The following is a 22,611-nucleotide window of genomic DNA, read 5'->3' as shown; positions in this document are numbered from 1 at the left end:
GATCACCTGTTGTTGAAGAGGTGATGCTATCACCTCTATTCAGGTGGCCAAATTCACTATGCCACTACAAATGTTACATTTCGTAAGGTTTAGGTAAAAAACAGGTTTCATTTGTCGCGTCTACTGGTCACCCCACAATTCTAAGACCTTGATGAGACCGACTATGCCTTTGATGAGCCGTAAACATGGCGAGGAGCAACCCTACTGGGGCTTCGGACCGTTCAAAATCCGCCTTCCTTTTATTCACCATCGCCTAGAGACCCCTGAGATGGTTCAGGGTCTGATCATGTTCGTGGTCGGCCTGGCGATGATTCCGCTGCTGGAAACCTATCTGGGTATGCCGTACGAAGCAGCCCTGGCCTTTACCTTTGTCGCTGGTGTTTGTTACTGCCTGCCAGCAATTCTGGGCGTACCGCTGGTGCCCGGCTGGATCACCCCGGCAATTCCGGTGGTGCTGCTGTACCTGAAAGGCTTTGAGCCAGGTCCTGAAGCGATCAAGGCGATGTTCGCGCTGCAGATCGAAGTGACCTTGATCTTCCTGTTCCTCGGGGTTACCCGACTGGGCTCCAAGCTGGTCGATGCGATCCCCAACTCACTGAAATCCGGCATTATTATCGGTGCCGGTATCGCTGCAATGATGGGTGAGCTGAAGGTCGGTGGTCGTGTTGATGCAACGCCTGTCTCGCTGATTATCGGCAGCATCGTCTGCGCCTACATCCTGTTCTCACTGTCGTTCAAGAACGTTATGAACGAGAGCAAGCTGGCTAAGCAGATCGCTAACTACGGCATGGTGCCGGGTATGATCATCGCGATGGTTGTTGGTTGGACCGTCGGTGAGTACCCGATTCCGGATATCCAGTGGGGCATCACCCAGCCTAACTTCGATCTGATGTGGGAATACCTGGTGTTCAGCCTGGGCTTCCCCGGTTGGGATGTGTTCCTGCTGGCCATTCCGACCGCATTGATCGCCTACGTTATCGCGTTCGGTGACATCATCGTCGGCTTCACCCTGGTTAAGCGGGTCGACTATCTGCGCGACGACGAGAAAATCGAAGAGAACGTGGACCGTGTTCACCTGGTGACCGCGCTGCGTAACGCCATCCACGCGTTCTTCGCTCCCTGGCCCGGTCTGTCCGGTCCGCTGTTTACCGCCGCTCATGCGTCGATCGCCGAGCGTTACGCCATGGGCCGCAAGGCGATGGATTCCTTCTACAGCGGTGCCGGCACCTTCTGGCTGACCGGTCTGTTCGCGCTGTTCATGCTGCCGCTGGTCACCATGTTCAAGCCGGTACTGCCGATCGCGCTGTCGCTGACCCTGATCCTGACCGCCTACATCTGCATCATGGTGGGCATGGAACAGCTGAAGAACTCTACCGAGCGCGGTGTCGCCGGTATCGTGGCGGTGACCCTGGCGATGCCGGATCCGAAATCAACCGTTTATGCGATCGTAATTGGCGTGGTGCTTTACCTGCTGATTGAGCGTCCGAAGTTGATGGGCAAACACGATCCGGCCGACGAAATCGTCTTCGCCGATCCGGAGAAAGCGGAGTCTTAATACCCGCGAAAGTTTTGGGTCCAGCTCGACACCCTACTGAGGAAGCCTCCTAGTGGACCCTTTTTTGGCCGCGCATGATGAATATCTGCGCGGTCTTTTTTTTAACTAAACATTCGAAACGGCTTGCTGACAAGTGAATCACTAAAGCGGGTGGCGTCGTAAGCGATACGTTGCAGCCGGCCCCGGCTGCAACAAGCGGCGGTGTGGCGGCCGGGCGTAACTAACTTCCGGTGATTAATCCTCGGCGTTAGTCAGACTCGGCATTAGAGCCGGGTCGTTACGAAGCTTGTCCGCCAGTAGGTCGATGAAGGCGCGGACCTTGGCTGGCGGGTTGCGGTCATCCCGGTGCGCGATGTGGATCGGCAAGGGGGGCGGCGTGCAGTCGGTCAGCAGGGACTTCAGGGTTCCGGACTCCAGCTCGTCGGCAACCTGGTAGGAGATGGCCCGGGTGACTCCCAGCCCTTGCTGCGCGGCACTGACCGCCGCATCGTTGGTGGTGACCGTCAGTCGCGGCTCGATACGGACAAGTCGTTCATTACCCGGATTGCCCAAACGCCAGTGGTTGGAGAAATTGCCGGCCCGTGATGCGATCAGGGTGTGTTGATTCAGTTGCTCCAGTGTCTCCGGCTGGCCGTGTTGTTCCAGGTAGGCCGGGGAAGCCACCAACATCATTCGGACCTGGCCCACACGGATCGCGCGCATGCTGGAATCCGGGATCTCTCCGATCCGAACGCCCACATCCAGCCCTTCCTCGAGCAAGCTGACCACTCGGTCTAAAAAAACCGTATCGACCTGCATTTGCGGATAACGTCGCAGATAATCGACCACCCCCGGCAGCACAAACATTCTGCCGAACATCACCGGCGCGGTGATCGCCAGCCGACCTCGCGGGGTTGCGTCGAGACCGGCGGCGGCTTCATCGGCGGCCGCGACTTCGTCGAGGATGCGGCGTACATCATGCAGGTAGCGATAACCGGCCTCGGTCACCCGCAGGTGCCGAGTGGTTCGCTTGATCAGTTTCACCCCCAGCGTTTGCTCCAACGAAGCTACAGCCCGGGTGACGGCCGGTGCCGACATGCCGAGTCGCCGTGCTGCTGCGGCAAAGCCTGATTCGTCCGCCACGGCGACGAAAACCCGCATCTGATGGAGTCGATCCATACTGATTATTCCGCTAGCTGTAATTATAAAGTGCGTTGATTGATTATTTCCTATTCACTGAGAAATGGCGATAGTTTGTCTTGAGCGGAACAGCGTGATATCGCCATCACAATCAGGAGGAGATCCGATGAAATCATTGACTCAAGGTGCCCATCACATCGGCTTGACGGTCGCCGATCTTGAAAAGAGCGCTGCATTTTTCACCGAGCTGCTTGGCTGGAATGAAGTGGCCAGAAACGAGCAATATCCGGCCGTGTTTGTCAGCGACGGCACGGTCATGCTGACGCTATGGGCCGTTAAGCAGGAGCCGTCGGTTGCTTTCGACCGCAAGTCGAATATCGGACTGCATCATGTGGCGATCCGGGTCCCGGAAGACAGTGCCTTGGATCAGATCCACCAGAAGCTGCTGGCGCACGGCGTTGAGGTTGAATTTGCCCCTGAGCCGCTAAACGGCGGACCGATGCGGCACATGATGTGCTATGAGCCCAGTGGTATCCGGCTCGAGTTTATCTGGCCTGGAGAATAACGCCCCAGGTCACGCGGATCGATTAATACCGGAGCCATCATCATGGGACATAAATTCGCCGATATCGCCTTTACCCCGGGGATAAGAGAGATCCAACGTCAGCAGGGAAGTCGCGATAGCTATGCCAGAATGGATCAGGGTGAGGATTACAACCACCGGATCGGGTCTGCCGAGGCCGAGTTTATCGCTGCCCGTGACAGCTTTTACATGGCCAGCGTTTCTGAGACCGGCTGGCCCTATATCCAGCACCGGGGAGGCAAAGCCGGTTTCGTCAAAGTGCTGGATCCGGAAACCCTCGGATTCGCCGACTATTCCGGCAATCGCCAGTACATCAGCACCGGCAACCTGCAGCACGATGATCGGGTGGCGCTGTTCTTTATGGACTACCCGAATCGGCGTCGCTTGAAACTACTGGGTCGCGTGGAGCTGGTTGGTCTGGAGCAGGGCGATACCATCGCATTGCTTGAGGATGATGATTATCAAGCTCAGATAGAGCGGGGGATGCTGATTCGGGTTGAGGCGTTTGACTGGAACTGTCCTCAACACATCACGCCGCGCTACAACAAGGCGGAGCTTTCAGTGATGCTAGCACCACTCCAACAGCAGCTGGCCGAGCTCCGACAATCACAGCAGACGGCCGGCGCTTCGGCGGTTCAACTGAGCGGGGATTCGATCGGCAAGGGCGAGTTGGAACTCGTTATCAGTGGCATTCGCCAGTTGACACCCCGAGTGCGGGCCTACGAGCTGCGTGCTGTCGACGGCACTCTGTTGCCGCAGGTTGAAGCCGGAGCGCATCTTGCGGTCCCCGTGCCAGGGCACAGGGACGAATGGGAGGTGCGTTACTACTCCATCGCCTCCAATCCTGCGCGTCGCGATATCTATGAGATCGCTGTGTTGCATGAGCCGGACGGTAAGGGCGGCTCAGACGCCATCCATCGACACTATCGTCTCGGCTTGCAGTTACGTGTCGATCCACCGGGCAACCACTTCCGGTTGGATGCCGAACCTCGCCCGGCTGTTTTGATTGCCGGCGGTATCGGGATCACGCCGATCAAGGCAATGGCCCAGACCTTGCTCAGCAGCGGGCGCGAGCTTGAACTGCATTATGCCGGTCGGAGCCGGGTCGAGATGGCCTTTGCCGATCGGCTGAAGCGTGAATTAGGCGATCGGCTGCATCTCTATCCGGCCGATGAGGGGCAACGTATGCCTCTTAACCAGTTGATCCGCCAGGCCCCGAATCAGGCGCTGTTCTACGGCTGCGGTCCCGGTCGGTTGCTTGATGCGTTGCAGGAAGCGGCTGATCGCCTTGGGATAGCGGCGGACAGAATTCGGATCGAGCGTTTTACCGCCGGGCACGGCGCAGCAGATCGGCCGGTGCGGTTGCAGCTGGCACGATCCGGTCGCCGGCTGGAGGTGGCTGCGGACCAATCGCTGCTGGATGCGTTGTTGCAGGCCGAGGTCGATATCCCCCATAGCTGTCGGACGGGACAGTGTCGCAGCTGTGCCGTTAAGGTGCTGGAGGGGGAGGTGGATCACCGTGATCAGGCGCTGACAGAGCGCGAACGTCGACAGCTGATCTGTCCCTGCGTGTCCCGCTCGAAGACGCCGGATCTGGTGCTGGATCTATAGCTCTGCTTATAATAGCTATTTAAAAACAACAGGCTACGATATCTTTTTAAACAAAACATAGGTTCTTTTACATACCAGGAGGCTGTGCGCTTCCGATCTTCGCGGGCACCGTGGTGCTGTGCAGTCACCGGTTTCGGGGCAGGCCGACCGGCAGCAAGTTAGCGCTGTAGGTTTTGTTAAAGCAAAACAATACAAAATATGTATTATGTATTAGTTTTGATTGACGCGAATCAGAGATTAAGTCGGTGGGCGGCCGTAATCTCCTGTGCCAGTGACTCGGGCACCAGTGCTCTGGCCGCATAGGTCGGCCAGTCTGCAACGACATCCTGGACCTGTTCGATAATCTGCAGCGCCTGCTTGCGGAAACTCTCGGCCGGCACCAGCAGGTCGCTTCGTTCAAATTGGTCACGTTTACCGTTCAGAGTCAGTTGATGGCTGTTGACCCAGGGAGAGCCGGGTTTGTAGCTGTAGGCAACATCAAACGCGGGAGCCAACTGCCAAGTTCCGCCCTGTTTGAGTATAAAACCGAAGTTCTTGGTGTGGTCGTCGTGATTTCTGGCGATGATATTGAAGACCATACGCCGGTACTGTTGCAGCGCTTCGTCGCGTTTTAGTCGCAGGGTGCGCATCACACTGAACAGCTGTTCGTAGCTGTAATGCCCGGGACGCTTGTAGTCGGCGTGATCCATGGCGCAAAGCGACTGGTAATGGACCTTCTGGTTGCCGATCCGGTCGAAGCGTTTGGTCAGAAAATGAGCCCGCTCACCTTCCTCCAGCAACTCGCAGGGCATCATCTCGATCCCGCAGTCGCGCGCCATCAGGTAATAGGCATACTCCATCCGGCCGTAGCCTTGCGGGTCGCCGAAGGTCTCCTGCGAGCGGGAGTGCTCCACCACGCCGTCAAATTTGAGCAGATAGTGCTCAAACCCCGGCGGCAGATCGACCTGGCCGCTGCGGACTTCGGTGCGGTCTTGATTGATGCCGATAACGGCTTTGGCACGGGCACCGCCGGCGGAGGTGCCGACCTGCAGAATCGACTGCATCGCCTGATCATTTCGCTGGTTGCCATCGGCCAGTTGCTCGCTCAGCCCCAGGCGCTGGTCGACCACCTCCTGAGCCATCCGCGTCAGGCTGGTCAGGTCGATTTCGCTGCTTTGATCCAGTCGGGCGGTTTCGGGCTCGTACTCCAACGCACCCATGCCGCGTTTGCCGGTATATAGCAATCGTTCCAGCGCGCTGAAGGAGTCGGGGTCGCGCCCCTGGCGGGCCAGCCAGGCGTTGATGACGGCATTGCCGAAGTCATCGGGCAGGGTGTCGGCGAAGGCGCCCGGCATGCCTTTATAGGTCGCTTCCGAGAGCTGCGGGAATTGATACAGCGTCGGTGCCAGCGGCAAACGCAGCGGGCTGATTTCAATACCCTTGGCGATCCATGACGGGCTGTACTCGAAGATGCAGCAGCCGCGCTGCTCGTCGAAGTACATGGCGCCGACAGTATCACCCCAGAGTTTGATTCTAGTGATCACCATTACCAGTCGAGCTCTTGGTTATCGGGGGCGTTGCCGGGTCGATCCGGCTCAGCCGGGGCTTTGGAGCGAACCCGCTGCGGCCGGTGCGCACCCTGTTCCAGCATTTTCAGCGGACTTGCAGGTCGGTCGGGAACCAGGTTGTCCAGTTGATCGAGAATCCCCAGGGTGCGCATAATGCCGATCATGACGCTGAATTTGCCTCGCCCTTTCAGGGCCAGGCGCAGCGTGGATTCAGATATTCCCAGCTCGTGGGCCATGTCTTTTTGGCTGATGATCTGGCCGTCTTTGCGGTACTGATCCAGTTGCTGTCCCAGCCGTTCTGCGATCGCCTGGTCGGTCATCGCATACCAGTTGTTGATCATTTTAAGCGCCTGTTTTTCACCTCTTGGTGTCAATTATGGCATTTATTCGATGAAATTCCATCGGTTAAAATTATTGGGGGATCAGGCGAGCAAGCGTGCAAAACTGCGGCACCCTGTACGATTAACGGCTGAGAAGCCGATCCCCGGAACTGTTTATGGCCGCCAGGGTCTTGATAAAGAGCATTTATAAACTTGGGGGTTAATACTTTGATAGAGGGATCTATTGATCATCGCTAGTAACCCACTCCAAATTGCCCGCCCGGTTAATAATACAGGGATTCCCCAGACGGATAGTCAACGTATAGATGAGTAGAAAAACACAATCGGCACAGGGCGATCAGGCGGGACAGTTTTTCGATAGCGCGCGGCAAAACCTTAAGCGTGCGCTTCAGAACCGCCACTGTATCGGCATTACCGGCCTAAGCCGAAGCGGCAAGTCCACCCTGATCTGCAGCCTGATCAATCAGCTTAGACAGCATCAACATGCCAGTCTGGGCGGGTTTTCACCGGTTATCAGTCAGCGCCTGTTGGAGGTGCGAGTTCATCCGTTGGAGGATACGGGGCTGGCCGAATTTCCGTATGAACAGGCGATCGAGGCGCTATCTGCCAACCCGCCGCGATGGCCCGAGCCTACGACTGATATCAGCGGCTGCCTGCTGGAACTGAAACTGAAGCAAAACAGCAGCCTCAAGCAACTGCTCGGTGCTGAGACCGGTTCGGTTTTCCTCGAGCTGCGAGACTATCCCGGTGAGTGGTTGCTGGATCTGCCGATGATGCAGATGAGCTACGTCGATTGGTGCGCGCAGTCATCGCGGCTGTTTAATCAGCCGCCGCGGCTCGAACTGATTGGCGACTTGTTGGAGCAGCTGCAGCAGCTGGATCCGCTTGCGTCTTACGATGAGGCGACTTGCCAGCGTTTGCGGCAGGCTTACGTGGCTTTTTTGAAACGCTGTAAAGGCGGTGAACACAGCCTCAGCCTGGTGCAGCCGGGCCGATTCCTGTTGCCAGGCCAGTTTCGAAATGACCCGGTGTTGGGCTTCGTGCCGCTGCCGGGTTGCTCGACGCTGGCCGAGGATTTGCTCAAATCGGCGCCGCAAGACAGTTACTACAAGGTCTTTGAGCGACGCTACCGGGACTACGTCAAGCGGGTGGTGCGACCGTTCTATCAGCAGCAGTTCCGACCGATTACGCGCCAGGTGGTGCTGATCGATCTGGTGAATGCGTTGAACGGCGGCAGTGCCTACATCGATGATATGCGCCAGGCCATCGCACAGATCAGTGAGAGCTTTCACTATGGACGCAACAACCCGTTGCGTAAGCTGTTTGCGCCGCAGGTCGAAGAATTGGCCTTTGTCGCCACCAAAATGGACCAGGTGATCGCCGCTGACCATGAATCGGTGCGTCAATTGCTGGGACAACTGGTTCGTGATGCCTACAGCCAGGCGGCTCACCGTGGCGCGGCACCACGTATCGAGGCGATCGCCGCGATAAGGGCCTCAAGGGAGGTGATTGAGCAGGGCAGGCAGGCCCTGAGCGGCTACGATCTTTCGGGCAGACCGGTCGGCTATGTGCACCCGCCGATTCCGAGCCGTCTGGATGACGAGGCCGGTTTCTCCGGGTTCAGGGATTGGAAGATTCCGGCTTTCCAGCCCCCGGTACGGGCGAACTTCCACCATCAAGCCATTCCCCATATCCGGCTGGATAGCCTGCTGGAATTGATTACACGAGGTTGTCGCCATGAGTGACAAAGGCAAGCATCAAGACGGATTCAGTTTTGTGCCGGATCCGTCACAACAACTGGATGCCGATAGCACCGACAAGATCGAAGAAACCGTCGAACCCGGTACCTTCGTGCCCAGCCGGGAGCAGACGCTGGAGGCTCCACCGGAGTCCATCAGTGCCGATTCGCAGGCCGGCTCCGGTTCGGCCCAATCGAGTCGCGCACGGGAGTCACTGCAGTTGCAGGCAAGACCTGTTCGCGGTTTGAAAGCGTTGTTCGCGTTGTTAGGGCTCTATGTCGTTTGGTTGCTGGGCCAATCGAGCTACCAGCAATACCAGCTGTTAACGGCGCAGAGCAGCATTCTGGCAGCGGCTTTTCTTGCGCTGCTGGCCGCGCTGCTGCTGGTGGTCGCCTGGGTGTTGTTGCAGTGGGTCTGCGACAAAGATCGGTATGCTCGAGTGCGGGTCTTGCAGACCCAGGCTGAGCACTTTCGCGCGGTTCGATCTCACCGTAAAAGTGATGCTTTCATGGGGCAGCTGACCGCGTTTTATCGCGACAAACCGCAGTCACCGGAGCTGGGGCGGGCGCTGTCGAACCTGCCCGATTATGCCGACGATTCAGAGCGGATTGCGTTGCTGGAACAGCAGTTTGTTGCGCCGATGGATAGTGATGCCAAGGCCTTGGTGGCGCGCTATTCGATGCAGACCGGAGTAGCTGTTGCGCTGAGCCCCTGGGCCGCTATCGATATGCTGCTGACCCTGTGGCGCAACCTAAAGATGCTGGAAGAGATTAGTAAAATCTATGGCTTACGGCCATCTTTGAGAAATCGTCTCAATATTCTAGGGGTGGTTTTAAGCAACATGGTGCTGGCCGGCGTGTCGCAGACACTGGCCGATTCTTCCCAGGGAGTCCTTGAAGATGCGGCCCGCAGCAGCAGTGCATTGCTGTTGGCAAAGACCGGAGCCAATCTGGGGCAGGGTATCGGTGTGGCGCTGGTAACCGGTCGTATCGGCGTGCTGGGAATGCAGGCCTGTCGCCCGATTCCCTTTGCCGAAGGCGAAGTGCCTGGTGTTGGCCAATTCGGGCGACAAGCGCTGCGATCGATCCTGAATAGCCGCAAGCCCCACAGCTGATCACGTCTGATATCGGCAACAAAAAGGGAGCCGAGGCTCCCTTGAAATCAATTGAGGCGGTAGGGCCTAGCCGATCAGTGCCTTGGTTTCGAAGAACTCGTGCACGCCGAATTCCCCCAGTTCACGCCCATTGCCCGACTGTTTGTAACCGCCGAAGGGTGCCTGGTTGTTCCAGTCGCCGTCATTGATATAAACCTGACCGGCTCGAATGCCGCGGGCCAGGGTGCGGCCATGCTTAGCATCCGATGCCCAGACCCGGGCGGAGAGCCCATAAGGGGTATCGTTGGCGATAGCCAGAGCCTCGGCTTCGTCGGCATAGGGAATCATGCAAAGGACCGGACCGAAGATCTCTTCGCGCGCAATCGTCATATCGTTGCGAACATCGGCAAAGATGGTCGGTCGGGCATAATAGCCCAGCTCCAACCCCTCCAGCGGTTCGATACCGCCGGTCACCAGGCGCGCCCCCTCGTCGAGTCCGACGGTGATATAGCGTCGGACGATATCGCGCTGATTCTTCGATGCCAGCGGGCCCATAAAGGTGTCCGCCTCCTGTGGGTGGCCGACCTTAAGCGACTCGGCATACTGTTTGGCGATCGCTACGGCCTCATCGTAGCGTTTGGCGGGCACCAGCATTCGGGTCAGCGCCGTACAGGTCTGACCGGAATTGATCATCACATCTTCGACACCAAACCGCACCGCTGCATCCAAGTCCGCCTCTTCAGCGATCAGCAGCGGTGATTTGCCCCCCAGTTCCTGGCAGACCCGCTTGACCGTCGGGGCCGCCAATTGGGCGATTCGAATCCCGGCGCGGGTGGAGCCGGTAAACGAGACCATGTCTACCTCCGGGTGGGTACACAGGGGTTCACCGACGCTGGGGCCGTCCCCGTTAACGAGGTTGAATACGCCAGCCGGAAGCCCGGCGGCGTGGACCGCCTCCGCCAGCATGAAGGCGTGTAGCGGCGTTGCTTCACTGGGCTTGAGCACCATGGTGCAGCCGGCCGCCAATGCCGGCGCCATCTTGCCGATCAACTGGTGCAGCGGGTAGTTCCAGGGGTTGATGAAGGCGCAGACGCCGACCGGCTCGCGTACTGCGGTGCAGTTGCCGATGCTAACTTCCTGCTCCAGCAGTGGGGTATATTCGGCATGCTGCGCCAGGGCGTCGATCGGATCGTCGACCTGTACCTCCTGGCTGAACCAGAGCGGGGCGCCCATCTCGGCGCTGATCAGCTGTGCCATCTGCTCACGACGCGTTCTTAGCTCGTCAACCAGCTTCTGAATGTAGTCGGACCGCTCGGCCGCAGAAGTAGCGGACCAATCGGCAAATGCACGCCGCGCGGCCTGGACGGCGCGATCCACATCATTCGCGGAGGCCAGTGGGGCGCGACCGGCGATCGACTCGTCGGCGGGGTTGGTCACATCCAGCAGGTCGCCGTCGGCCGCGACGAACTGCCCGTCGATATAAAGTTTGTCGAAAATCTTCATAAGGACTCCGTTATCCGTCCAGCAGGCCTTCGGCACGCAGATCCGCCATGGTGGCCTCGATGCTTTCGCGCAGGGTGGAGACGATAAAGTCGACATCTTCGGTTGTCATGGTCAGCGATGGCGACATGACGTTCAGATGCACGATGGCACGGGTGATCAGGCCGCGGGCATCGGCATGGTTGGAGACCCGCTTGCCGATATCCAGCGCTTCCGGAAATAGCGCCTTGGTATTTTTGTCGGCGACGTACTCGACACACTGCATGAAGTTGATGCCGCGAACCTGACCGACGATGGGCAGGTCTTCCAGAGTTTTCAGCTGCTGTTCGAAGTAGGGGCCCACCTGCTTCACATTGTCCAGTAGCTGCTCACGCTCCATGATCTCGATGTTCTTCAATGCCGCGGCACAGGCCACCGGATGGCCGGAGTAGGTGAAGCCGTGGGCGAAGCAGCGGTCGGAGCCTTCGGCATCGAGCACCGCAAAGATCTCGTCGGAGAACAGGGTGGCACCCAGGGGCTGGTAACCGGAGGTCAGGCCTTTGGCGCTGATAATGATATCGGGCTGGATATCGAAGCGCTCCTTGGATGCAAACCAGTGGCCCAGGCGACCAAAGGCGGTGACCACCTCGTCGGAAACATAAAGAATATCGTTGTCCTTACAGATCTGGTGCATCCGCTTCAGGTAGCCCTCGGGCGCCACGATCACGCCGCCGGCGCCCATCACCGGTTCGGCGAAGAAAGCCGCGACCTTGTCGGCACCGCCGAGTTCGGCAATCTTGTGTTCGAACTCCTGTACCAGATGATCGACAAACTGCTGCTCGTCCATCCCTTCCGGGGCACGGTAGAAGTTGGGGTAGCTCAGGTGGTGGATCGTATCCTTGATGAAATCGAACTCGGGCGGGTGGTCGCCCGGCTTACCGCCGATCGACATCGCCGCGTAGGTGCTGCCGTGGTAGGCATTGATCCGCGAAATGATGTGCTTCTTGTCGTGCTTGCCGCGACAGTTCTGATAGTAGTGAATCAACCGGAACGCCGTATCCACGGAAGTGGAGCCCCCGCAGCTGAAGAACACATGATTGATCGAACCCGGCGCCAGCTCCGCCAACTTGGCCGCCAGCTCCGCCGCCGGCGCATTGGTCATATCAACGAACGGGTTGGCGTAGGAGAGCTGCAGCGCCTGCTGCGCAATTGCCTCGGCCATCTCGACCCGACCCAGCCCGATGTTGTTGCACCAGAGTCCGCCGACGGCGTCAAAGTAACGCTTGCCGTCCGCGTCGACGATGTAATTGCCCGAGCCTTCAACGATCGGCAGAGCGCCTTCCTCACGAAACACATCGAATACCTGCCAGGGATGCAGAAAGTGCGCTTTGTCCTGCTGGCGGATTTTGTCGTAGTCGTACTGCTTAACCGTGGGTTTGTTGATTGCATTCATGTCTCGGTTCCTTAACCACTGAGGGTCGGGTTCTCTTATTGGATCGTAGGCTGCTTCGGCTCCGATTCAGCTAAACGGAAGCAGCGACGAAGACGGTACTCAACAGGTTAGGTGTCCAAGCCGGTATCGGATATACCCTGATCAGGGGACCTCCCCCCTAAACAGGGTATAGGCCCTGCGACCCGGCTAGCGGCAGACTGAATTAAAGCCCTCGGCCGATTTCGATTCCGGCCTGTGGCAATTCTCCATGACAACAACAGTAAAAAGGATGACCAGATGAGCGGTTCCGCCGATCCTTACGCCAAGGCAAACGAAGAGTACGTTCCCATCTATGCCACCCATACCGACACCTTTATGGGATTCGAAGCCAGTCGGGATATCGAGGGCAGTGATGCCCAGGTAGTCGTCAGCGGTGTGCCGTTTGATTTGGCCTGCAGCGGTCGTTCCGGCTCTCGCCTGGGACCCAAAGGGATTCGCGCGGCCTCATCCAACCTGGTTTGGGAAGCGGTTCGTTGGCCCTGGAACTTCGCCCTGGAGGATCACCTGAAAGTGATCGATTGCGGCGACATCCATTTTCAGTACGGTGAGCCGGAAAGCTTCGTTACCAACGCGGAAGCCCATGCCTGCCGCGTGCTGGAGGCGGGCAAGCAGATGCTCAGCTTCGGCGGCGATCACTTCATCAGTCTGCCGCTGCTTCGGGCTCACGCCAAGAAATACGGCCCGGTGGCGCTGATTCACTTCGATGCCCACACCGATACCTATTCCGGCGGTTCCAAATACGATCATGGCACGGTGTTCTATCACGCCATGAAGGAAGGTTTGATCGATATCGAGCACTCCATCCAGATCGGAATCCGTACCTCCTTTGACGCCGATAGCCATCCCCTGGAAGTCCTCGATGCGGCCTGGGTCAATGATCATGGTCCGGCCGCGGTACTTGAGCGAATCCTTGATCGGGTGGGAGATCGCAAGGCTTACCTGAGCTTTGATATCGACGGCCTCGACCCCAGTTGCGCGCCGGGTACCGGCACACCGGTCACCGCCGGTATCACCACCGATTGCGCCCTGAAAGTGATCCGTGGCCTCAAGGGCGTGGATCTGATCGGTATGGATCTGGTGGAGGTGGCTCCCTCCTATGATCACGCCGAAATCACGTCGCTGGCTGCGGCCACGCTGGCATTGGAATTTCTCTATCTTCTGGCCGATCGCAACCGAAAAGGACTCTAGTTACACGGCTTTTGATACTTAAAACCTGAAGTACAACAATAACTAAGGTAATAACTATGAGTTCTCCCAGTAGTCATAAAAAAACGCTTACCGCACTGGACGTCACGATTTACACCGTCTCGGCGGTGCTGCTTGTCGATCAGATCGCGATGGCGGCCGCTGTCGGCCCTGCTGCCATCTTCTGGTGGTTGGTAATCATCGTGCTGTTTTTGATTCCGAACACATTGGTAACCGCCGAGTTGGGCACCGCTTATCCGGAGCAGGGCGGTATCTACGCCTGGGTCCGCGATGCCTTCAATACCCGCTGGGCAGCCCGTATCACCTGGCAATATTGGATCAATATCGCCCTGTGGATGCCGGCGGTCTACATCATGTTTGCCGGTATCTTTGCGGCCCTGTTTGCACCGGAGATGAGTCTTTGGGCCCAGATCGGCTTGGGGGTGGCGCTGTGCTGGTTAACCACCTGGGCCAACTGCATCAGGCTCGATTACAGCAAGTGGATTCCCAACGTCGGCACCCTGACCAAGTTCGCAGTCATTTTGACACTGGGCGGCGCGGGTATCTTCTACGGACTTAACCACGGCTTTGCCAACGACCTGGGCTTTGGCGCGGCGATGGATGACCTCTCTGCCGGTCTGCTGTATCTGCCGGTGGTGGTTTACGGCTGCTTGGGTATCGAGCTGATCAGTGCCGAAAGCGACGAGATCATCAAACCGGAGCGCAATATCCCTCGCGCGATGCTGGGTGCAGGCCTGGTGGCTGCGGCGTTCTATATTTTTGGTACCGTTGGGGTTTTGGCTGCAGTGCCCGCCGAGAATGTCGACATGGTCGATATCCTAGCGGTAACCCTGAAAGAGCTGTTCGGCGGTAGCGCACTGGGCGACTCCATGGCGTTGTTGATCGGCGCGCTGGCGCTCTACACCCTGTTTTCAACCATGGTGACCTGGACCCTGGGCGGTAACCGGGCCGCGGTTGAAGCGGCGGATGCCAAAGAGATGCCGGCACTGTTCGGCTGGGTCCATCCCGAGCACAAGGCTCCGATCGGTTCAGCAGTGCTGACCGGCATCATCAGCTCCTCGATTCTGATCCTGTACGGACTGATGGCCAACAGTGCCGAAGAGCTGTTCTGGACCCTGTTCTCCTTCAGCGCGATCATCTTCCTGCTGCCTTACCTGGCCATGCATCTGGCGTTCTTGAAGCTGCGCCTGAGCGATGCCAAGCGTCCACGTCCATTCCGGATCCCCGGCGGTACCGTAGGTGCTTTTGCCATCTCTCTGCTGTGTCTGACGATCCTGTCGATGGCCATTGTGCTGTTCGTCTGGGTTCCGGGCGAGCCGCTGGATCTGATGTTTATCACCCAGGTCGGCGGTGGTGTACTGATCACCCTGGCCATCGGTGAATACCTGGTCCGTTGGGGCGAAGCGCAGAAGAAGCAACAACGTGTCGGTGCGTTGGAAGCGGGCTCTGCCTGACGGCTAAGCATTCGTTAAGCCATCGATGAAGCCCGGCGCGTTAATCGCGCCGGGCTTTTTTATGTCACTCGGATAAGCCGCAGGCAAACAGGACAGCGACGCTGCCGGTGATCAAATTTGATCGCGAGATCGGTTTCAGCTGCCGTTAAGTTACAGCGACTTAGGCTGACTTCGTCAACCTAAGAGGTCAATTTATGTCGCCGCTTATACCATCGGTTCTGCAAAAGCTACCCGCTTTCATCGTCGCGGTAATGATCCTGCTTTTGTTGCTGCTGCTCAGCGGCTGTATCGCATCCAATCCGCTTCGTATCCCCGATGAGGAATGGGCTCAGCTGAGCCGGGAGGAGCAGTTGCAGGCCTATCAACAGCAGGCGGAGATCGACAAGGTCCGGATACAGGCGCGAGCCCAAGAAAGACAGGCTGAGCTGGCCGCCGAAGCCCGAATCAAGGAACAGCAATTAGCGCTAAGACGCCACGCCCGCTACGGTGATCTGGTGCAGTGCGTTCTGGAACCGTTGCAGGTCAGATTCTCCGGCAAATGGAAATCAGCACAGCCGGTAGCGTTCGACTTGGTCCGGGGAGAGGTCAGGGCGATTGAATTGGAGGATAAGCGGGGCCGATATCAGCGTACCGGCTGGGTATCCTTCGATGAGACGGGGCAGGCAGTCGAGATTTGTCGCCAGTCGCCGAATTATTCCAATAACAGCTGTGATCGATTGCTGGGCACGACCAAGGAGTTTCACCGGGGGCTGCAGCAACAGATCGACATTGAACGATTTGCTCAAGGAACCCTGCGCTGTGACCTGAAGCCGACCCTCTGATAGCCCTGCTGATATTGAAGCCTTGATACGCGCGCCTTCGTCGCTCAACATACTCTTGCAAGCGGGTCGAGTCGGCACATTCGCGTTTGTCGGCGGTAAAGAGAGCAGCATCCAGCATGAAAATCATCATCAGCCGCAAAGGCTTTGACCTCAGCTCCGGCGGCTGTCCGAGCCCGATTCTTCCTGATGGTCGGATGATCTCGCTGCCTATCCCCGATAGTCGCTCCGGAATCTGCTATCGGGATTTGAATCAGTACGGCATTAACTTCGGCGATCTGGTTGATCAGTTGGGCGGAAGCAAGGTTGGCTCAGACAACCAGGCCCATCTGGATCCGGATCTCTCAAGCGAAGTTCTGGCGCGTCAGCCCGGTTGGCTACCGGTGTTTGGACAGATGAAGCAAGCCCAGGGACATCTTCACAAGCAGGGTGTAGCCGAGGGGGATCTGTTCCTGTTTTTCGGGCTCTATCAGGCCGTAAAAGAGACGGCAGAGGGTTGGGCGTTTGACCGCAGCCAACCCAAGCAGCACGTGCTTTGGGGCTGGATGCAGGTGGGGAAGGTGGTGCTGGTCAGTGAGGATACCGCAACTCAGTTCCCATGGGCCGCTTATCATCCCCATCTGGTGTCGCCGGATATCACCAATAACACCCTGTATCTGGCTGCGAACCACTTGTCACTGGGCGACGCTGACCTTGAGTTTGCCGGTGCTGGCGTCTTTCCGAACTATGATTCAGGACTGGTGCTCACAGAGACCGCATCAGAGGCGTCCAAGCCGCGGGTCAGTCGTTGGCGGTTACCTGGCTGGTTCTGCCCCTATGACAGCGATTTCGACGATGATTCGATGGCGGTCAAACCGCCGATCACCTATCTGGGAGCCGCCAAACGGTGGCAGCCCGACGGTGAAACGGTGCTATTGGACACGTCGGGGCGTTGGCAGGAGGCAGTACTGGATGCTGACCACTATCCGGAAGCTCAACGTTGGGCTCTGGCGCTGATTGCTAGCAACGCCGGTTTAGATCCTTAATCCGCGCCTTTTCGCGCTATCTGTATGCGCCGGTACGGGCGCGTGCCTCCTTTAACAACATATTTCTATCTGTTTTGGATGATCTGTTCCAAGTTCTGGACGATCTGATCCCAATCATCCCGGCTGAATCCCTAAATTGATCACCAGGCGGCACGACATGTTCGCAGCCCGCCCTGGAAACGATCAATAACGAATAGAGATTTGACCATGAAACTGAAACAAACCTTCAAAGCACTGACTGCCGTAGCGGCACTGGCCGGCGCTAGCCTGACTTTCGCGGCTGATATCGATATGAACGCGGATGCGAATGATCTGGCGATTCAGGGCTACGACACCGTGGCTTACTTCACCGAGGGCAAGCCGACCCAGGGTGATGCCAAGTTTACCGCCACCTACAAAAACGCGATCTACCAGTTCAGCAGCGCAGAAAATCGCGACCTGTTCCGTGAAAACCCGGAGAAGTATGCGCCTCAGTACGGCGGTTACTGCGCCATGGGTGTCGCGCTTGAGAAAAAACTGGATACCGACCCGACCGCTTGGCACATCGCCGATAACAAGCTGTATCTGAATCTGAATCACGCGGTGCAGAAGAAGTGGCTGACCGATGTGCCGGGTTACATCGATACCGCCGAAGCGAACTGGCCGGAGATTCGCACCACTGCGGCTGCGGAACTGAACGCCGAGTAACGCCGGTAAACCTGTAAACGATAGCGAGGTGGCGTGATGAAACGACTCACACCTAATGATGACTTTGAGTCAATTGCCAAAGAAAAAGATTGGGCGTTGGTCTACTTCAGCGCCACCTGGTGCGGCCCGTGCCAAACCATGGGTCCGATAGTCGAGCGCCTGGCCGCTGATTACGAGCAGTCGTTGACCACCTTCAAAGCGGATGTCGACGAGGTGCCGGAGCTCGCGGGTCGATACGGACTGCGCGGGGTTCCCACCTTGCTGCTGTTGAAACAGGGGCGGGTGGTCGACGGCCAGGTTGGTGCCATGCCGGGCACGATGCTGGCGAACTGGATTAATGAAAAGAGGAAGCAAGAACATGAATAAGCAACTGGTAGCGAGTGCAGCCCTAGCCGCCGTGATGGCCGCAGGCGTCGTGACACCGGCCCAAGCAGCAGGCAAGGAAAAGTGTTATGGAATCGCCGAAGCCGGTCAGAACGACTGCGGTAATCTGGCGGGGACCCATTCCTGTGCAGGTCAGTCAACGGTCGATAACGACCCGGGTGAGTGGAAGCTGGTCGCTAAGGGGACCTGCCACGACCTAGGCGGGTTACTAAAAGCGGAAGCCAAAAAAAAACATCAGCAAAACAAAGGCTAAAAAACCAAAGTTAATCTGGTTTGCTATGCCGATCTTGAACGGGGTCAGCTTCTGTCTCGTCCAGCGAGGACTGACCCCGAATTAATGTAACTGGCCATTCAAACAAGAGGTATCTGACGATGAAAAGCATGATCGGTCAATTCGCCGGTTTCTATTGGCAAACGACCCAGCCGTTGAATTACCTGCAGCCGGTCGCGCTGTTGGCAGCGCGGCTGTATGTTGCCAAGGTGTTCTTTGCTGCCGGGCTGACCAAGCTACAGGATTGGGACACCACGCTGTTTTTGTTTGAGGAAGAGTACAGTGTTCCACTGCTGCCTTTCGAGTGGGCCGCTGTGTTGGGGACTTCCGGAGAAATTCTGCTCCCGATTTTGATTGTTCTGGGATTGGGAGCGCGTTTTGGTGCCTTGGGCCTAAGTGTCGTTAACGTTGTGGCGGTGATCAGTTTGGAAGAGATTGCTCCCGCCGCATTGGGTCTGCATGTGATCTGGGGGTTGTTGCTGGCCCAGGTTGTCGTCTGGGGAGCCGGCGCACTGTCTGCCGATGCTTGGTTGAAAAACAACCTCAAGGTCAGTAAGCGAGCGGGGCAGTAAGCTTACTCCTGGCCCTGATGACAGCGACCGTAGATAAAAGAGACGAGCCAGCTTGCGTTGGCTCGTTGATGTTGCCGTTGAGGCCGTCTTTTTGTTGCCATCACTGTCTTTACCGCTAGTTGACTCCTCTGACCTTATCGAGCCACTCCTTGGGCGATAGGCCGGTTTTCTTTCTGAAGACCCGAGCCAGGGCAGAGCCATTCTCGTAGCCGACTTCGTGGGCAACCAGACCAACAGGTTTGTTTTTCTTCAGCAGCCCCTGCGCCAGGGCGACTCGCCACTCGGTGATGTAGTCACCGGGGGGCTGACCGATGACCTCGCGAAACAGCTCAGCGAACTTGGATCGGGACATCGTGGCTTCGGCGGCCATCGAATCCAGCGTCCAGTGGGATTGCGGATCCTGATGCATCGCTGTCAGCGCTTTTGAGAGCTGCGGGTGCGCCAGGCCGGCCATCAATCCATGGGTAACCGTTCCTTCGTCAAGCACATAGCGAAGCAGCTGAATAAGAAAGATATCGGACAGGCGGTCAATCATCGGGTCGCGACCACAGCGGTTTTCGAACGCCTCATCAAACAGCCACTGCGCAGCTTGGCCCATCATGCCGGTATCTTCCAAATCGAAGTAGAGGAACTTGGGCAGTGCATCGACCAGCGGATTACTCAATCCCTCGCTGTAGTGGATGTTGGCGCATACCAGCTCAGCGTTGTCCGACTCGTTGGCAATGATCCGATGCTTGAACATCTTCGGAATAAAAATCACCGACGGGCGTTCAAGTACCATCTTGTGGCCTTCGTCATTGATAAAGGCCAGCGTGCCGGATTTGAGCAGGTGCAGGCTGCCACCATCATCCTGGTTGCCGCCGAAGGCTTGAATACCGCAAAGATTACCGCTGAAGAACACCTGGGCATTGATCGAGAAGCGGTTGAGTATGTCCGAGAGTCTATCCATCGAAATAACGCCTTTTTGGACGATCTGATTCAAGGTCTGGATGATCTGATCCCTGCCAGACCTCTATGCATTTTACATTGAGAACCACATGGCGGGTGGGATGACCACTCAGTTAGCAGTTCAACAATAAACGGCAACTTTTCATTCACTTAGTTCCAGGAATGGAGATATCTCAGCGATTGCCGTAAGGAGAAACTATGCAGCAGTCACTTGGCGGACAGGGAGCTGCCATCGGTGTGGGGCTCAGGCATCCGCACTATCAGGACGTCTTGGTCGCTCCGGCACCGATCGATTTCATTGAAGTGCATTCGGAAAACTTTTTTGGCCAGGGCAGTGTGGCACGGTCCATTTTGCTTGAAGTTGCACAGCATTATCCGATCAGTCTCCATTCCACGGCCATGGGGTTGGGGTCTGAACACGAGATTCCGGAATCATACCTGGATTCGCTAGGGAAGCTGGTTGATCAGGTCTCCCCAATTATGCTGTCGGATCACGCGGCGTTTGCCTGGAGTCAGTGGCGCGACAGCCCGATTCATGCCGGTGATCTGTTGCCGCTGGCTTACAACGAAGCGAACCTCGCGATCATTTGCCGAAATATCGACCGCTGCCAGCAGCGGCTTGGGCGGCGTTTGCTGGTGGAAAATGTCTCGGCCTATATCACGCCGGAGAACACTAGTATGCGCGAAACCGAGTTTCTGGCGGCGATCACCGGCAATACCGGTTGTGGCTTGCTGGTGGATCTTAACAACATCGTTGTGAACGCCCGCAACCTGGGTGTTGCAGACGTTAATAGCTATGCAAAGTCCTGGTTGGATCAGATTCCAGCAGACAAGGTCGGTGAGATTCACCTGGCCGGTTATAGCGCAGTCCCCAGCGGTGAAATCGTCATCGACGACCATGCACAACCGGTGTCGGAGGAAGTTTGGTCGCTGTATGGCTACGCGCTGCAACGATTTGGCCCCGTTCCAACCTTGATCGAATGGGATAACCAGCTACCGACCTGGCAAGTACTGGTTGAGGAGGCCCAAAAAGCCCGAAATCTGGCCAATGAGGTGATCCATCATGCTGACTGATCAACAACGCTTGATTGCCGCGATCTTTGCCGATGAAGGATCGGATCGGTTTGAACCCAAAGGGTTGGCGATCTATCAGCGCAACCTGAAAGCAACGGCCAGACGGGCGTTGAAGATCAGTTTTCCGACGGTGGCTCAGCTAATCGGTGAGGCGCTGTTTCAGCATGCCGCTGACCGGCTGCTATTAACCTCGCCACCGCAGGAGGGCGATTGGGGATTGTGGGGGAGTGGGTTTGCCGATCTTTTGGACCAATTATCAGAATTGGAAGCCTATCCTTATGTCGGCGATTGCGCTCGATTAGATTTTGCCGTGCATAGGATGAACCGCACCCAGAGCGCGCCGCTCGATCTTTCATCGTTGTCGCTGCTGGGCAGTGAGCCGACGGAGCAGCTGAGGTTACAATTTAACCAAGCGGTCAGGTTTGTAGAGTCTGCGTATCCGATTGTTGATATATGGGTGGCGCACCAGGCAGAGACGCCCGATCCGCAGGAATGGTTTACAGCAGCAAAAAAGAAGATGCAGCGCGGACAGGGACAGTCTGGTTTGATCTACCGCGTTCAGCAGCGTACCGAAGTTCGACAGGTCGGTGTGGCGGAGCAGCGATGGATCAACTCACTGCGTGCAGGGAACACGCTGTCGGTGTCACTGGATCTGGCGCAGTCGAGCGATTTTGATTTTGAAGCCTGGCTACCGATGGCCGTCAGCCAGAATCTGATAACTGAAATCCATTCTTCACCGCAGTAGTGGAATCAATCTACTCAGAGCCAACACCGTTTAGAAAGCCTGAAACTAAGGCTTTCTAAACGGAGAAGGTAATCACCAGCTCTTCAACTCAACCCCAAAAAGCGAGCCCTTATCAGAGGTCAATCATCCTTAATAATTTATCATTTAACATAATCTATATTATGCGAAGTTGTATATGGGTAAGGTTGGGGCCGGTTGTGGCGCTACTGCGCTTAGTGCGCTGCGTTCTGCTCCTGCCCCCAGGTTTCGTAAGCCGCTAACGCCGCTTCTTTGCCTTCGGTTTTGGAGATCTCCAACAGGTCCGCTATCCGGAGCATCGATACCAGTTCGTCATGCGCCCACTCGTAGCGATCAATGATCAGCGTAATAAACGACTCGAGCGTTACTGCGTCGACGCCGTCGGTTTTGGTGAGATCCTGTAGATCGATCAAGCTCTGCTTCACAAGATCGAGTTCTCGTTTAAGATCCAAGTTAGTCATGGTCAGCACCTCTTTGCTGGTTGTGATTAGCACCCTGGATCAGCTGCAACTGATGCTGGGTGCGCTACTTCCTTTTTCTCCAGAACGGTCCAGGTTCGTGACCGATCGGATATAGATCTTCACCGTCGTATTCGTAGATCATCCATTCCATCTGGAACCGTGCGAACGCAATATCGCGTAGCTTCTGGTCGAAGAAGAAGCACAGCTCGTCGATCGCTTTCCCTTTCAGTTCCGGGTGCCCCTGCTGCTCCAGCTCGCGCCAGTAACGCATGAACTCCTGCAGGATGTAGTGCATGTAGAGGCTGGTACAGTGGCCGAAGGTTCGGCGAGCCCGGGTCTCGATATCGTCCAGCGGCTCCAGGAAGCGCCTGATTGGTCGTGAGACCATT

General features: G+C 57.0%; 23 protein-coding genes. 15 read left to right on the top strand and 8 right to left on the bottom strand.

The genetic code is table 11. From position 1 onward, the window contains the following. Positions 1–172: 172 nt before the first annotated feature. Positions 173–1,555 carry a xanthine/uracil/vitamin C permease gene (locus tag ACO05M_RS12355; RefSeq protein WP_421863180.1) on the top strand — a complete coding sequence of 461 codons (1,383 nt, stop codon included), beginning with the start codon at positions 173–175 and terminating at the stop codon, positions 1,553–1,555. Between the two features lie 234 nt (positions 1,556–1,789). Here ACO05M_RS12355 and ACO05M_RS12350 read toward each other — a convergent pair whose 3' ends face one another. Beyond that, entirely contained in the window at positions 1,790–2,713 is a 924-nt protein-coding gene (locus ACO05M_RS12350) for a LysR family transcriptional regulator (RefSeq protein ID WP_421863177.1), read from the bottom strand. Positions 2,714–2,840: 127 nt separating this feature from the next. On the opposite strand from ACO05M_RS12350, the gene ACO05M_RS12345 reads away from it, so the two are divergent. Next, positions 2,841–3,239 carry a VOC family protein gene (locus ACO05M_RS12345; protein WP_421863174.1) on the top strand — a complete coding sequence of 133 codons (399 nt, stop codon included), beginning with the start codon at positions 2,841–2,843 and terminating at the stop codon, positions 3,237–3,239. 42 nt (positions 3,240–3,281) lie between these two features. After that, positions 3,282–4,868: a 2Fe-2S iron-sulfur cluster-binding protein gene (locus ACO05M_RS12340; RefSeq protein WP_421863171.1), complete on the top strand. Its 1,587-nt coding sequence runs from the start codon at positions 3,282–3,284 to the stop codon at positions 4,866–4,868. 230 nt (positions 4,869–5,098) lie between these two features. On the opposite strand, the gene ACO05M_RS12335 is transcribed toward ACO05M_RS12340, so the two are convergent. Further along, positions 5,099–6,394, bottom strand: coding sequence for a type II toxin-antitoxin system HipA family toxin (locus ACO05M_RS12335; RefSeq protein WP_421863168.1), 1,296 nt, complete (start codon positions 6,392–6,394; stop codon positions 5,099–5,101). Next, positions 6,394–6,756: a hypothetical protein gene (locus ACO05M_RS12330; protein ID WP_421863165.1), complete on the bottom strand. Its 363-nt coding sequence runs from the start codon at positions 6,754–6,756 to the stop codon at positions 6,394–6,396. Before ACO05M_RS12330 ends, ACO05M_RS12335 begins: the two co-directional genes overlap by 1 nt. Before the next feature lie 305 nt (positions 6,757–7,061). Here ACO05M_RS12330 and ACO05M_RS12325 point away from each other — a divergent pair, with 305 nt between their 5' ends. Together ACO05M_RS12325 and ACO05M_RS12320 are read left to right on the top strand one after the other, a co-directional pair. Continuing rightward, positions 7,062–8,501 carry a YcjX family protein gene (locus ACO05M_RS12325; RefSeq protein WP_421863163.1) on the top strand — a complete coding sequence of 480 codons (1,440 nt, stop codon included), beginning with the start codon at positions 7,062–7,064 and terminating at the stop codon, positions 8,499–8,501. Next, positions 8,494–9,609: a TIGR01620 family protein gene (locus tag ACO05M_RS12320; protein WP_421863160.1), complete on the top strand. Its 1,116-nt coding sequence runs from the start codon at positions 8,494–8,496 to the stop codon at positions 9,607–9,609. The genes ACO05M_RS12325 and ACO05M_RS12320 overlap by 8 nt, the downstream gene beginning before the upstream one ends. Positions 9,610–9,675: 66 nt before the next feature. Here the strand turns inward: ACO05M_RS12320 and ACO05M_RS12315 are convergent, their stop codons facing one another. After that, a complete protein-coding gene (locus ACO05M_RS12315) occupies positions 9,676–11,091 on the bottom strand; it encodes an aldehyde dehydrogenase family protein (protein ID WP_421863156.1) in 1,416 nt (471 codons plus the stop codon). 10 nt (positions 11,092–11,101) lie between these two features. Further along, complete coding sequence (locus ACO05M_RS12310; RefSeq protein ID WP_421863153.1) at positions 11,102–12,520, bottom strand: aminotransferase; 1,419 nt, start codon at positions 12,518–12,520, stop codon at positions 11,102–11,104. 276 nt (positions 12,521–12,796) lie between these two features. Here ACO05M_RS12310 and speB point away from each other — a divergent pair, with 276 nt between their 5' ends. The 8 genes from speB (at position 12,797) to ACO05M_RS12270 (ending at position 18,976) form a co-directional block, all read left to right on the top strand. Next, a complete protein-coding gene (gene speB / locus ACO05M_RS12305; protein WP_421863150.1) occupies positions 12,797–13,747 on the top strand; it encodes an agmatinase in 951 nt (316 codons plus the stop codon). Positions 13,748–13,803: 56 nt separating this feature from the next. Further along, a complete protein-coding gene (locus ACO05M_RS12300; protein WP_421863147.1) occupies positions 13,804–15,219 on the top strand; it encodes an APC family permease in 1,416 nt (471 codons plus the stop codon). Positions 15,220–15,413: 194 nt separating this feature from the next. Next, positions 15,414–16,040: a hypothetical protein gene (locus tag ACO05M_RS12295; RefSeq protein ID WP_421863145.1), complete on the top strand. Its 627-nt coding sequence runs from the start codon at positions 15,414–15,416 to the stop codon at positions 16,038–16,040. Between the two features lie 116 nt (positions 16,041–16,156). Then, a complete protein-coding gene (locus tag ACO05M_RS12290; protein WP_421863144.1) occupies positions 16,157–17,062 on the top strand; it encodes a hypothetical protein in 906 nt (301 codons plus the stop codon). A 207-nt stretch (positions 17,063–17,269) separates the two neighbouring features. Next, positions 17,270–17,749, top strand: a complete 480-nt coding sequence (locus tag ACO05M_RS12285) for a YHS domain-containing (seleno)protein (RefSeq protein WP_421863141.1) — start codon at positions 17,270–17,272, stop codon at positions 17,747–17,749. A gap of 36 nt (positions 17,750–17,785) precedes the next feature. Next, complete coding sequence (locus ACO05M_RS12280; protein WP_421863139.1) at positions 17,786–18,115, top strand: thioredoxin family protein; 330 nt, start codon at positions 17,786–17,788, stop codon at positions 18,113–18,115. Next, the gene (locus ACO05M_RS12275) at positions 18,108–18,386 is read left to right on the top strand and encodes a DUF2282 domain-containing protein (protein ID WP_421863136.1); all 279 of its coding nucleotides are present in this window, start codon (positions 18,108–18,110) and stop codon (positions 18,384–18,386) included. The genes ACO05M_RS12280 and ACO05M_RS12275 overlap by 8 nt, the downstream gene beginning before the upstream one ends. Before the next feature lie 119 nt (positions 18,387–18,505). Next, complete coding sequence (locus tag ACO05M_RS12270) at positions 18,506–18,976, top strand: DoxX family protein (RefSeq protein ID WP_421863133.1); 471 nt, start codon at positions 18,506–18,508, stop codon at positions 18,974–18,976. 115 nt (positions 18,977–19,091) lie between these two features. Here the strand turns inward: ACO05M_RS12270 and ACO05M_RS12265 are convergent, their stop codons facing one another. Next, on the bottom strand, positions 19,092–19,925 hold the full coding sequence (locus ACO05M_RS12265; RefSeq protein ID WP_421863129.1) for an AraC family transcriptional regulator: 834 nt from the start codon (positions 19,923–19,925) through the stop codon (positions 19,092–19,094). Between the two features lie 197 nt (positions 19,926–20,122). Here ACO05M_RS12265 and ACO05M_RS12260 point away from each other — a divergent pair, with 197 nt between their 5' ends. Both ACO05M_RS12260 and ACO05M_RS12255 read left to right on the top strand, forming a co-directional pair. Next, positions 20,123–20,998, top strand: a complete 876-nt coding sequence (locus ACO05M_RS12260) for a DUF692 domain-containing protein (RefSeq protein WP_421863126.1) — start codon at positions 20,123–20,125, stop codon at positions 20,996–20,998. After that, positions 20,988–21,743, top strand: a complete 756-nt coding sequence (locus tag ACO05M_RS12255) for a DNA-binding domain-containing protein (protein WP_421863123.1) — start codon at positions 20,988–20,990, stop codon at positions 21,741–21,743. Before ACO05M_RS12260 ends, ACO05M_RS12255 begins: the two co-directional genes overlap by 11 nt. 212 nt (positions 21,744–21,955) lie before the next feature. On the opposite strand, the gene ACO05M_RS12250 is transcribed toward ACO05M_RS12255, so the two are convergent. Next, on the bottom strand, positions 21,956–22,222 hold the full coding sequence (locus ACO05M_RS12250; protein ID WP_421863120.1) for a hypothetical protein: 267 nt from the start codon (positions 22,220–22,222) through the stop codon (positions 21,956–21,958). A 64-nt stretch (positions 22,223–22,286) separates the two neighbouring features. Next, positions 22,287–22,610, bottom strand: a complete 324-nt coding sequence (locus ACO05M_RS12245) for a hypothetical protein (protein ID WP_421863117.1) — start codon at positions 22,608–22,610, stop codon at positions 22,287–22,289. Between the last annotated feature and the right edge of the window lies 1 nt (position 22,611).

Source organism: Motiliproteus sp., assembly GCF_965230735.1.
Taxonomy (GTDB): Bacteria; Pseudomonadota; Gammaproteobacteria; order Pseudomonadales; family Balneatricaceae; genus Motiliproteus.
Note: the sequence above shows the minus strand (reverse complement) of the source record. Positions and strands in the feature narration are given on the sequence as shown.